The 12,116-nt window shown below is 52.0% G+C and carries 10 protein-coding genes; 4 read left to right on the top strand and 6 right to left on the bottom strand.

Going from position 1 to position 12,116, the window contains the following annotated elements; all coding sequences use genetic code 11:
• The 4 genes from H627_RS19760 to H627_RS0110145 all read right to left on the bottom strand — a co-directional run.
• The coding region (locus H627_RS19760) for a helix-turn-helix domain-containing protein (protein ID WP_155827915.1) at positions 1-282 on the bottom strand (282 nt) is incomplete at its 3' end.
• Positions 283-377: 95 nt separating this feature from the next.
• Positions 378-1,235, bottom strand: coding sequence for an alpha/beta hydrolase (locus tag H627_RS0110155; RefSeq protein WP_027828871.1), 858 nt, complete (start codon positions 1,233-1,235; stop codon positions 378-380).
• A gap of 300 nt (positions 1,236-1,535) precedes the next feature.
• Complete coding sequence (locus tag H627_RS0110150) at positions 1,536-2,342, bottom strand: Cof-type HAD-IIB family hydrolase (RefSeq protein ID WP_027828870.1); 807 nt, start codon at positions 2,340-2,342, stop codon at positions 1,536-1,538.
• 45 nt (positions 2,343-2,387) lie between these two features.
• Entirely contained in the window at positions 2,388-3,215 is an 828-nt protein-coding gene (locus H627_RS0110145; RefSeq protein WP_027828869.1) for a helix-turn-helix transcriptional regulator, read from the bottom strand.
• Between the two features lie 146 nt (positions 3,216-3,361).
• Between H627_RS0110145 and H627_RS0110140 the strand changes: the two genes are divergently transcribed.
• Together H627_RS0110140 and H627_RS0110135 are read left to right on the top strand one after the other, a co-directional pair.
• Complete coding sequence (locus tag H627_RS0110140) at positions 3,362-4,864, top strand: PTS transporter subunit EIIC (RefSeq protein ID WP_027828868.1); 1,503 nt, start codon at positions 3,362-3,364, stop codon at positions 4,862-4,864.
• A gap of 25 nt (positions 4,865-4,889) precedes the next feature.
• Positions 4,890-6,395: a glycoside hydrolase family 32 protein gene (locus H627_RS0110135; RefSeq protein WP_035440637.1), complete on the top strand. Its 1,506-nt coding sequence runs from the start codon at positions 4,890-4,892 to the stop codon at positions 6,393-6,395.
• Positions 6,396-6,471: 76 nt separating this feature from the next.
• On the opposite strand, the gene H627_RS0110130 is transcribed toward H627_RS0110135, so the two are convergent.
• Complete coding sequence (locus H627_RS0110130; RefSeq protein ID WP_027828866.1) at positions 6,472-7,941, bottom strand: PTS transporter subunit EIIC; 1,470 nt, start codon at positions 7,939-7,941, stop codon at positions 6,472-6,474.
• A 17-nt stretch (positions 7,942-7,958) separates the two neighbouring features.
• The gene (locus H627_RS0110125) at positions 7,959-8,864 is read right to left on the bottom strand and encodes an alpha/beta hydrolase (protein ID WP_027828865.1); all 906 of its coding nucleotides are present in this window, start codon (positions 8,862-8,864) and stop codon (positions 7,959-7,961) included.
• 346 nt (positions 8,865-9,210) lie between these two features.
• Between H627_RS0110125 and H627_RS17895 the strand changes: the two genes are divergently transcribed.
• On the top strand, positions 9,211-9,774 hold the full coding sequence (locus H627_RS17895) for a lectin-like domain-containing protein (RefSeq protein ID WP_035440633.1): 564 nt from the start codon (positions 9,211-9,213) through the stop codon (positions 9,772-9,774).
• Positions 9,753-12,032: a lectin-like domain-containing protein gene (locus tag H627_RS0110115; RefSeq protein WP_027828864.1), complete on the top strand. Its 2,280-nt coding sequence runs from the start codon at positions 9,753-9,755 to the stop codon at positions 12,030-12,032. The genes H627_RS17895 and H627_RS0110115 overlap by 22 nt, the downstream gene beginning before the upstream one ends.
• Positions 12,033-12,116: the final 84 nt, after the last annotated feature.

Raw genomic sequence — 12,116 nt, 5'->3', positions numbered from 1 at the left:
CTGCGAGGCATTGATCCCAAAGTGAGCAGCCACCGATGCCACACCTTCACCACTAGTTTGGTAATAGTCTACCACAGACAGTTTCTGTTCCAATGAATAAGCGACTTTGGTACGTTTACGTTGAAGCGACTCCAGTCCATTAGCTTGAGCCTGCTTAACCCACCTCCGGATTGGGGTCATTGACGGGATACTGTATTTAGCGCAAAGGGTTGGATAGGAAACCCGTCCAGAAAGATACTCTTGTACAACCTGTACCTTGAACTCACTTGAATATTTGGTCATAAAAATGCCCCACAATCGTTAGAGTATCTGTCTAACAATTATGGGGCACTTCACTCATCTCTTTCGGATGAGGGCCGCTTTGACTATTCTGTATTCTACACAACAATACCAGCACCAGGGAAAGTAAGCTGCAGCCACTGTGCGCTCAACCCCAACCAAGGCGTCACCGTTGGCTCCACGGTGTGCCCTTGCTGTCCTTCCGTCAGGCTGTTAGCCAACGACAACCCATGTTCTCCCTGGGGGAATACATGAAGCGCAAATGGGACGTGGGCCGCCGCCAACGCTTCAGCAAACACCAAACTATTCTTAACTGGCACCGTCTCGTCCGTTGCCGTCGCCCAAAGAAATGTCGGCGGGGTCGCTGCCGTCACTTGCTGCGGCAGCTCTGCGGCCTCTTTCAGCAACGGCAATTGGGCCATTTCCGGATTCTGCAGGCCGGCCGCCAGCCGACCGGCAGACCGGCTTTTACTGGTGACCGTCGCTTTCAGAGAAACGACGGCATAACCCAACAGCAGCGCGTTCGGCCGAATATCCGCCGCTTGATACCCCTGATCCGCTAAGAAAGGTGCTGCGGCCAATGTACTGAGTGCCGCGGCCAAATGTCCCCCAGCAGAAAATCCCAGCATCGCCACTTGATCTGGCGCCAAATACCAGTCCGCAGCATGGGCCCTAATCTGATGTACCGCTTCAGCGGCTTCCAATAACGGCGCCGGCCACATTGCCGGCAGCACCGAGTAGCGCAGCACAAAGGCCTGAAATCCCCGACTGGCGTATGCTAACGCGACCGGTTCAGCCTCCCGATCAGACACCATTGTATAGCCGCCGCCAGGCGCAATCAGGATTACTGGCCGCTGCGTTTTCCCAGGAATCTCCTCACTGGGCGTCTGAATATACCCGGTTAACGTGGCCGAGGTGCTCATTGCGGTAGACAAATTCAATGTGATAATTTCCATGCGGCACATCCTTTCTGCAAAGACAAAAAAGTTATTTTGTATCCAAAACGAACATATCGTGGCCCACATACCGGTCCAGCGTGAAGAGGACGCTGGATTTTAAACTCTCGTCTTTTCCAGGATACATGCAACGAGCCGCTAGCAGAAGAGTTTAACACCGCCATGGCGAACCGTCAGCAGAATGCGGGAATAATCGCCCAGGAACATGCAGAATTCATCACACATTTCCATCACCCAGAATACTGCTTGATCTGGCTAAATCAAAAAAAACCATCTCTTTCAAGATGGCTACCGTCGTTATTACAAATAAAAATACTTTTTCAAAAAGTTAGCCACACCATTTTCTTCATTGGTGTCTGTCACCCGATCGGCAATCGACTTGATTGCCGGAATCGCATTGCCCACGGCAATACTCAACCCCGCAAACAGCATCATTTCCCGATCGTTTTCTTCATCGCCAAAGACCATCAGGTTTTCAACCCCATACCCGAGATGCTTAATCAGGTGTTCCAACCCCACGCGCTTATTAATACCGGCAGGCATCAGTTCCAGCAGCTCGCGGCGGGACCGGGTAACACTGACGCCATCGACGTGAACGCCGTTCTGCAACTGATCGACCACCGTCGGCTGCGCGGCGACCGCACATTTATAAACCGGCGCATGATCCGCCGGTAACTCATTGCTGGGATAAAACATGAACGGCATACCATGGGGCGCCACCAGCGGATACCGCGACTCGCCGTGATCCGTGATGGCATAGACGGCGTTGGCGGAGACCAGATCGATCGGCACTTGGAACTGATCCCCAACACGAATCACATCCTGGACGACCGGTTCCGGCATAGTCTGGCTGAAAATCGTCTCGCCAGTGGCATTTTCTTTGACTAAGCCGCCATTGAAGTAAACTGAGTAATCACCAGGCTGAGTCAAACCGAGTTGCGCATTCAAGTGGGTCAAGCCCGGCACCGGCCGACCGGAACACAGAACGATTTTGATTCCTGATTCATGAAGCGTCTTGAGCACTTGAATCGTTGGTTCTGCCAATGTCCCGTCTTCTTTTAATAACGTGTGGTCAAGGTCAAAGGCCAGCAGTTTAAATTGTTGCATCGTCGCACCTCTTCCAAGTTTTCCATTCTTTCCCATTATACACGTCTACCGCAATTTATTGGCCCGGCGATACGCTATTGGTGACTGACCGATGCGCTGTTGAAAAGCCTTCGAAAATTGAGATTCATCCCGGTAACCGCAGGAACGGGCGATCACTTTGATCGGGGTCATCGTCTGCGCCAGCATTTCTTGAGCGGCGTGCATTCGGTAGTCGGTCAAATAGGCTTTGGGACTCATCCCGACATTATCTTTGAATAACCGGAATAAGTAAGTCCGGTCAATGGCTAAATAGTCGGCGACATCGGCGACACTGATGGGGGTGTCAAAATTATTCCGCATATACTGAGTCCCCTGATCCACCAACACTTGGCCGGGTGCTCGTTCCTCACTCTGATTCACTGGAAACAACCGGCGCAAATTGCCGATCAAGTCCAGCAGCTTAGCGGCATAATGCAGCGGATCGCCAGTTGGTTCTTGGGAGAATGCAATAATATCCAACAACTGGTCACGAATGGGTGCTGCCTGCTGAACGTTGAAAACCGGTGCACGGTAAGAGAGGTTGAAGGTTTCCGCCAACCGTTCCACTAATTTCCCGGTAAACCGAATCCAGTAGACGACCCATGGATCATGAGAATCGGCCAACATGTTCACCGGGCGGCCCGGTTCGCAGAAAAACATGTCGCCAGGGCCAAGATGGTAATCCCTATGATTGCTGGTAAACGTCCCGTGGCCCGCCTGAATGTAGTGAATCATGTACCCGGAGCGGGCAGCCGGCCCATACTGATGTAACGGTTTGGTCGGATCGACCCCGCCGGATGACAGATACAAATATGGATTTTCCATTGGATTATTGAATGCGTAAAATTGAACCAACACACTGCCTCCTTGCACAACATTGCCCCCATTGGCTGCAACATTTTGCCATTGTCGAACCGCTTACATTATACGATACTATAAATGAATCGAGTAAGGAAGCTGCAATTATTCAATACTGTAATCACCGAAAGGAGACCATTACGATGGCTGATAAAAAACAACAATACGACGCCTTTTCAGACCGCGTCGTCGCCGCGATCGGTGGCAAAGATAATGCGATGGAAGCATTCCACTGTGCTACCCGGTTACGGATTAACCTAAAAGATGTCTCTAAGGTCAATAAAGATGCGATTACTGACCTGGATCTGGCTAAAGGCGTCAACATCAACCGCAACCAGTTGCAAATTATTATTGGCGCCGGTTTGGTGGACGATGTGACAAAAGAGTTCATTACCTATACGGGGATCCCCGACATGCAGGCGCAAGCGGATGGTTCAGATACGGTTGACGCCAGCGCGGAAAAGGGCAAGAGCTGGTTCTCTAAGTTTATTGACGACTTAACTGGTGTGTTTGGCGAAATCTTACCTGGCATCTTGGCCGGCGGTATCTTGATTGGCTTAAACAATCTGCTTACCCAAAAAGTCATTGGCAGCCAATCCATTGTGCAAGCGGTGCCTGGATTAAGCGGCGTCAGTCAAATCGTCAATCTCGGAGCTTCCGGTATCTTCGCCATGCTGCCGCTGCTCGTGGTTTATTCCGCCACAAAGCGCTATGGTGGTCGGCCAATCATGGGCCTGGCCTTAGGTACGGTCATGATGACAGCCAGTTTGCCCTCGCTGAGTGACGTCAGCACCGGCGCGGCCAAAGCGGTGGTCGCTAACATCTTTGGCTGGCATGTATCACTCTTCAGTTTTGGCGGCCAAATCATCGTCGCGTTGATCATGGGCTGGATCGTGGCCAAACTGGACAATTATTTTCAAAAAATTCTGCCGGGGGTCATCAAGTTTGTACTCGCTCCCATGCTGACAATTCTTTGTTCCAGCTTTATCCTCTTCCTGGTCGTCGGTCCTATTGGGATGACCTTATCAACCTGGATCACCAATGCGTTGGTCTGGATGTCGCAAGCCTTCGGCATCTTCGGGTACATGATTTTTGGCGGCGTTCAGCAGCTGATTGTCATTACTGGGCTGCACAATATGTTTGGGGCCGTTGAAGCCCAACTTATTTCCACCACGAAGACGGACTTCCTGAATCCCCTATTCAGTGTGGCGCTGATGGGTCAAGGCGGCGGCGTACTGGCCTATATGTTCCTCAATCGGCACAACCGCAAGGCCAAGGAAGTTGGCATTTCTGCCTTCTTCTCGATTCTGTTCGGCATCTCTGAACCAGCCCTTTTCGGGATCAATATCAAGAATCGGTATCCATTGATTGGCGGCTGCATCGGTGCCGCTATCGGCGGCGGCTTCGTTTATCTCACCCGCTTGACGGCCATCAGCTTCGGCACCACAGCATTACCCGGTATTGCCATCGCATCACCAGCGAACAATGGCTATCTGAATTATTTACTGGCCAACATCATCGGTCTAACGGCTGGTCTGGTAGCGACGATGATTGTCGCCCGGGTGATGGGGAAAAAACCGGCAGTGACTGATGATACGGAAAAACTGCAAACGAAGGCCGCAACCAGCGAAGCAGGGTTGAATTAAATCAGCACAAGGGGAGGTGATCAACATGCTCACAAAAAACGATCGAGAGAAAGAATTCAAGCGCATGGTACCGCATATTGCCGATGTCGATCCGCAAATCGTGCAGGCCGAAAAACGACTGGCCCAAACGAGTCCGTTTCGCCAGCACTTCCATATTGAACCGGCCTCCGGTACCCTCGGCGATCCCAATGGCTTTTCGTTCTTTGCGGGCCAATATCACCTGTTCTACCAATGGTCGCCACTGGCCTTTCACCAACCGGCACTATGGCAGCATGGCTGGTATCACCTGGCATCGCCGGATTTAGTCCACTGGCAGGATTTGGGACCGGGAATGGAAAGTGATACGTCCTACGATTGCCATGGTACGTATTCCGGCAGCGCTCTGCCCGTGGGTGACCGGCTCTTCCTGATGTATACTGGTAACACCTGGAACCGCAATTGGGTGCGGGTACCCTATCAAATTGGTGCCTGGATGAACGCAAATAACCAGGTGAAAAAGAATGCGCTACCTTATTTAACAGGCTCGCCAGCAGGCTATACGCCGCATTTCCGCGATCCTAAGTTGTGGCACCATGGTCATCACTACTATGCCCTTTTAGGCGCCCAGCGGGAGAACCTGACAGGTACTGCTTTACTCTATCAGTCGACCGATTTAACTGCTTGGCGGCTGTTAGGCGAAGTGCAAACTGACACCCCTGACTTCGGTTTTATGTGGGAATGCCCGGATTACTTTGAAGTTGATGGTCACGGTGTGCTCCTCTTCTGTCCCCAAGGATTGAGCGCGGATGGCAATTTCTTCAACAATGTCTATCAAAATGGCTGTTTCGTTGGCGAGCCGTTGAATTACGCCACCCGCGGCTTCCATCATGGGGCCTTTCAAGAATTGGATGCGGGTTTTGATTTCTATGCGACTCAAACGATGCAGGCCCCAGATGGCCGGCGAATTCTCAGCGGCTGGATGGGCATTTCAGAAATCCACTATCCAACTGAACAGTATCACTATTCAGGTTGCTTAGTTATTCCTAGGGAATTATCCGTGCATCATAATCAGCTGGTGCAACAGCCAATTCGGGAACTGACCAGCCTGCGTCGTGAGCGGCAAACCGTGAACCAAATCGGGCCCGGTACAGTGGCTTTACCCTACACCGGTCAAGTCAGTCAAGAATTCGATTTGACGGTCAGCTTAGCCGCAACTCAGACAGTTACTTTAGATTTCCGAGCGGATGTGCTAAATCAGCACCATACCCGCTTAACCCTTGATCGTGGTCGGCAACTGTGTACTTTGGATCGCAGCCAGGCAGGCCTCTCCTTTGCGGAACAGTGGGGCACGGTCCGGCAACGGCGTACGCCGTTGGGGGAACGCGTCCGAGTACACGTCTTCGTCGATACATCCTCTATTGAAATTTTCATTGGTGACGGCGCAACAGTCTTCACCAGTCGAATTTTTCCGGCCGCTAACCAAACTCAAACATTCGTAACCAGTTCTGATGGGCAGGCACAGGTCATTGGCAGCATCTGGAACTTGGCTTAACTTGGTAATACGGCAATAAGGCAGCCATCCTGCAAATTGGATGGCTGCCTTATTGCCGTATTACTGTTAAATTTAATTACTTCTCTGGATAGATTTCATCGATCCGGCTTTCATCAACGCCAAAGAACCAGGTCACGATAAAGCCGCCCAGATACGCCACGGCCATCGCCAATAAATAGCTCAATTGCTGACCCGGTTGCATAATCAACAGACCAAACAGACCAGAGACACCCTGGGAAACAGCGCCTAAATGGAACAGGGAGGCGACAACCCCGCCAAAGCCGGCGCCGATACAGGCCGTGATGAACGACCGGCCCAAAGGCAGCGTCACCGCGTACATCAGAGGCTCGCCGATGCCCAGAATAGCAACGGGAATCGAGCTCATGACCATCTTTCGGAACCGGGCATTCTTACTCTTGAAGTACAGGGCAAAGCCAGCCCCAACTTGCCCGCCGCCAGCCATCATCAGGATCGGCAGCAGATAATTGATCCCATGGGTTGGTCCGGTGGGGTCGTTGAGTAGGACGTGGATGGGCGTCAAGGCTTGGTGCAAGCCGACAGAAACCAGGCCCAGGAACGTGGATGATAGGATGAACCCGCCAAACACGCTCAACTTGCCATAAACGAAGTCCATGACCAAGTAGATGGCATTGGTCAACCAGCCGCCCACCGGCTGCAGGAAAACAACGGCAATCAAAGAACCGATGATCACCGTAAGCAGCGGCGTGAAGAAGGTGTCTAAGACAGTGGGCATCCACCGGCGAATGTTTTTTTCCAACCAGGCAAAGAAGATACCCATGAATAGCGCGGTGAGCAACCCGCCCACCCCGACAACATAGGGAGAATTAGTCAATGGCATGGAAATGGCCTGGGAACCCAGCGGAAATCCAGGGACGACAACGCCTAAGCACAGTGTCCCACCGAGGCCGCCAAGAATTGGACTGCCATGGAATTCTCGAGCCGCGTTCATCCCGACAAAGATCGGTAAGAAAGTGAACAAGCCCCAGCCCAGAGTCTTAATGGTCATGTACCACCAATCATTGACAAAGGCCGAGCCGGTCTGGTAATCAATGACGTTGGTCAACCCGTTAATCAAGCCAGCCGCGATAATCCCTGGCAGTAATGGAATGAAGACGTTGGCGATGTGCTGCAGGCCACGTTGCAACGGCTTGTCGTGCTTTGCCTTGTTTTCTGACTTATTGACCTTGGCGATATCCTTAACATCGGTCGCTTCAGAGGCTTTGGTATCCTGGGCGACGGTGGCGTCGTCCTCTTCTTCGGACCCCAGCGGTACGGCTGAGAGCAGCGCGAACGGTTCCGCCACTTGGTTGACCTTACCTGGGCCCAGAACCACTTGCAGCGTATCGGCGTCAACGACGGCCAACACCCCGTCAATGGACTTCAAGGCATTGATGTTGACCTTGCCTTTGTCTTTGATCCCCAAGCGTAAACGGGTCATACAAGCGACGTTCGATTGAATATTATCCTTGCCGCCGACGTTGGCCAGAATTTCTTTGGCAGTCTCTTCATTTTTTGCATTCTTCATGATTATTCACCCACTTTCTACTTGCCAGCCTTGAACTGGTCGATCACCCATTGGTACCCCTTGGGCATTGCTTTCGTCCAGTACGTCCAGTTATGATTATCCCCGCTGTCCTGCACGAATTTAACCGGATTGTGGTTGGCCTTCACGGCTTTAACAAACCGCTGGACATCCTTAATCGGCACTGTGGTATCAGAACTCGTGGATTCCACGTAGAACTGCACATCCGCCGACTCGCTATCCAGGTATTCAGTCGGAAATACGGAATTGTATACTTTATCCGACCAGTTTGTCTTGCCGTCAGTAAATGCGTGCAGTGTCTTGCGGAAGACATTATCAGCGGGCAGATTATACCAAACCGCCGGCGAAACGAGGATGGCCTTGGAGAAATAATTGGGATACTTCAAGGCCAATCGAGCAGCCCCGTAACCGCCCATGGAAATACCGCCCAGGGCGTGGTCACTCCGCTTGGTGCTTACCTTGTAGGTCTTGTTAATGGTCGGGATCAGGTCATTCATGATGGCATCTTCCATTTTCATGCCGTCCTTAGCATTGATATAGAAGCTGTTGAATCCGTCAATAAAGACGACGATCGCGCCCTGATGGGTACGGTGAATAATTCCGTCCAGCATCTGTTGGGAATTAAAACGCTCCAGCAAATTTCGATGATTCCCGTACAAACCGTGCATCATGTACACGACCGGATACCGTTTCTTAGCTGTCGGATTGTATCCCGCCGGCAAATAAACGTCATAGTTCCAGTCGATTCCCAGTGCCTTTGAATACACTGTGGTGGTGGCCACTTTGCTGGTGGGCGACACCACACTGGCCGCCTGGGGTTTGGTGGTTGAACAACCGCTGACAACCACCAGCAGCAAAGCCAAACCGAGCAAGGCCGCCCAAATCCCCTGCACGTGTTTCTTCATGATTTTCGCCTCCAAAAGCGTTGAATAATTGCGTATCTGTAATCGATTTCAGCATAGCATGTAAGAAACGTGGTTTCAATTATTATCGATAAAAATAGTTGTATATCAGTATTACGTTTCACAAATGGAAAATATCGCCTGTCTCCCCAATTGTGCGTACCCTCCCACTTTCTTCCTTCTGATATACCCCAAGCACACTTCTACCCAGCCTATCGAGAAAATGTTAAGATTGTCACGTAGAGCTGATTGGTATGTTAAGCCGGCATAAATCAATGAATTCTTTGTCGTGGGAGTCAAACGAATTCGCCAGCTCAACAGTCATGGATATACATGGGGGGATTGGTTTATGAAGCATGGGTGCACTTGGATTCGAAGCAATCGTTTTTTGGTGTTTTTACGTTATTTAATCGCTATTGGTCTGCTCTTTGTAGTAGCACTATTGGGCGTTAAGATTGCCGCCGCGGCGACAATTTCGCCTGGCGCAGCACAATTGGCCCAGACCAACCAACTCGTTCAACGCTTATTAGCCGCTGATCCGGCTGACCCTAATCGGGTTTACATCGGCAATGATCAAACCCAAGATTTCTTCAGTCCCCATGGACACACGGAGATCAGTACAGATGGTGCCGGCCATTGGAGTCAAATCCAATTAACCGATAATCACGGCTTTGAACTTGGGGCAGTGACGCTGAATATGCGCATTGATATGCAGCACGATTTTTCCTTTTCCTGGCAAGTGCGGCTGAAGAAAGATTCTAACGCGTCGCTAATTGCTGACGGGGTAGGATTTGCGCTGCACCCCACCTACACTGCGGATGAGGTGAAAGCCATGGGCAGCACACAGGGAATAGCCCAGGAAATTCACTCCATCGGTTTGAGTGGCGGAATTTGGGCACCGCTGATTTTATGAACGCCTTTGGCTTTAAAATTGATTCCTGGCCGAATCCAGGCTATCCCAAGGGACCAATGGCTGGAACGTTTTATGGCGATCCGAAACACACCCCGCAAGCAGCCGTCGATGCTTATACGACGCGGGATGATCTGATTGATGGCCGGAAAATCAGTGCACTCGCTTTCCCTTCCGGGACGCAATGGGGTCCCTTCGGTATATTTACCCAAACCGATGCGACCGGTTATATGAGCGCCACCGCCGCTGATGCCAATCAAAACGGTCAACCCGATCAGACGCCATTAACCGGTCAGACTGGCAATGCGGTTAATCTCCTTGGCGGCGCGTGGCAGAACATGCAAATCATGTATACCGCAGCGACGCACCGGTTGACGATCATTCTCGCCGATCCTGACAACTCAACACGTACGATGACTTGGTCCAGGACATTAACGAGCGCGGAGATTAACCTGATCAACCAGAAACACTATTATGCGTTCACCATTCTGGGTTCCACCGGTTCTTATTGGGCAGAGCAAAGCATCCAAAAGTTAAGCGGTTATTTCACCCCCGAAAGTCCCTCATTAGTTGTTCGCCAAGCGACCACGAATGGTACCTCGCTGGCTCTGCCCACCACCATCACGCAATCGGGCAGCTACCGGACCAAAGCACCGATCCGTATGGCCCCCACCAAGGACAACAATTATTTCACGGGGGTCTTATCCCATCTCTTATTGACTCACTATGATACCGCCGGGCAGCAAGTCACCAGCCGCATTAACGCCAATGCTTACGGCAGTGATGGCAATCAATGGTATTTCGACATCAATCCGGCAACTTACAAGTCGTTAACGATCGTTACTTACGTGTACCGCCGGACGGCATCCACCAGCGACGCGAGTCCCAGCGCAAAGTTCGATATTCCCCTCCCCAAATTAAGCTTCAGTGGGACTTCAACCTCTGCCGGCACCAGCGGGCCTTACACTGTACAACCAAAAAGTACGGTGTATGTCACCACGCAATTAGCCAATCCCAGTATTGGCCCGGCGGATTGGATCAAACCCACCGCGCTGATCACCCTGCCCCAACTCCTGCAAGCAACGGCCGGACCTGGCGTTACCCAGACCGGTCAGCAGTTGACAGTACAATTTGCTGATATTGCACGCGGCACAACAGGGACTGTCACATTTGCCCTGACTTACAGCGGTCAACTGCCAGCCACGCTTTATCCGGACCAGCTGCCAGCTGGCACCGGCATGCGGTTGGCCTTGCATGGCTATCTATACGATCAGTCGCCTGACGTGATCAATGCCGCCGGTGCCCGGACCGATGGTTCCTACTTCTATGTGCCCACGACCCTCGATGCGCCCAAAGCAAATTCAGTAGTGACGTCTCCGCCTAACTTTAGCATCAACACGACCAAGGACATCGACTCCGGTAACTTTGTGCCGCAATTTGGCAGTGCCCAACCGGCAGCCAGTGCCGTTTTCCATTATTGGGATGTCACCAGCGCGGATACAAATCCCCAAATCACCACCATGGATCCAATTCTGGCTGGCCATCCAACGACTGACATCGCGGGTACTGCACCAGGGACATTAACTGGCTTGCTGGGCAATGCCATCGCTAACGCGCCCCAGCCTACTGCGCCCGTTGGCTATCAATATCTGGGCTATTACGAATACACCGGCAGCGGTACCAGCAGTACTTGGCATAGCGCGCAGGATACGCCAACGACTTTCTATTATCAGGTACCGACGACCGGTACCAGCGCGCTGGCACCGCAACAAATTGCGTACATCTATCGGCCAATCAGTGACCATTACTTTTCCCTCACCACGACAGATCTGGATTTTGGCCGGCATCCAGCCAGCGCGGCCAGCCACGATCTGAGTTTGCCGACGCTGGGCAATGTTCAAACCACTTTAACTGATCATCGGCCAAGTGTTGGGCTGCCGGCTGCCTCTGGTCCCTGGCAGGTCAGTGTGGCGGCCAATGGGCCTTTGACCGGTCGCACCACCCAGGCTGTGATCACCGGCGCGCAGCTTGTTTTCGCAGCTGCCGATACCGGTACTGCTCAGAATGTGACGACCGCTGGGGGCGTGCTGGCCTTAACCGATAATGCCAGCGAAACCCTTACCTTGGGCCAATCAAACGTCTATGGATCGGCTAGTTTGAATTGGGCTCCTGCAAAGATTCAGCTCAACCTGCCTGCCCAGACCATCACGCCGGATACGTATCAAACAACAATTACTTGGACCGTCACGGACGGTCTGTGACCGGAAAAGGTACTGCCTGCCCTAAGCCGTCGCGTCGTTATGCTAAACTGAATAGTAATACATTCACGAAGGGATTCGACAGAC

The organism is Schleiferilactobacillus harbinensis DSM 16991, from assembly GCF_000425885.1.
In the GTDB taxonomy this organism is placed as follows: Bacteria; Bacillota; Bacilli; order Lactobacillales; family Lactobacillaceae; genus Schleiferilactobacillus; species Schleiferilactobacillus harbinensis.
This window is presented reverse-complemented; position numbering and strand designations above follow the sequence as displayed.

Coding starts and splice junctions, on each gene's coding strand:
- H627_RS0110155 (WP_027828871.1), bottom strand. CDS start 1,235: ATGGAAATTATCACATTGAATTTGTCTACCGCAATGAGCACCTCGGCC.
- H627_RS0110150 (WP_027828870.1), bottom strand. CDS start 2,342: ATGCAACAATTTAAACTGCTGGCCTTTGACCTTGACCACACGTTATTA.
- H627_RS0110140 (WP_027828868.1), top strand. CDS start 3,362: ATGGCTGATAAAAAACAACAATACGACGCCTTTTCAGACCGCGTCGTC.
- H627_RS0110135 (WP_035440637.1), top strand. CDS start 4,890: ATGCTCACAAAAAACGATCGAGAGAAAGAATTCAAGCGCATGGTACCG.
- H627_RS0110130 (WP_027828866.1), bottom strand. CDS start 7,941: ATGAAGAATGCAAAAAATGAAGAGACTGCCAAAGAAATTCTGGCCAAC.
- H627_RS0110125 (WP_027828865.1), bottom strand. CDS start 8,864: ATGAAGAAACACGTGCAGGGGATTTGGGCGGCCTTGCTCGGTTTGGCT.
- H627_RS17895 (WP_035440633.1), top strand. CDS start 9,211: ATGAAGCATGGGTGCACTTGGATTCGAAGCAATCGTTTTTTGGTGTTT.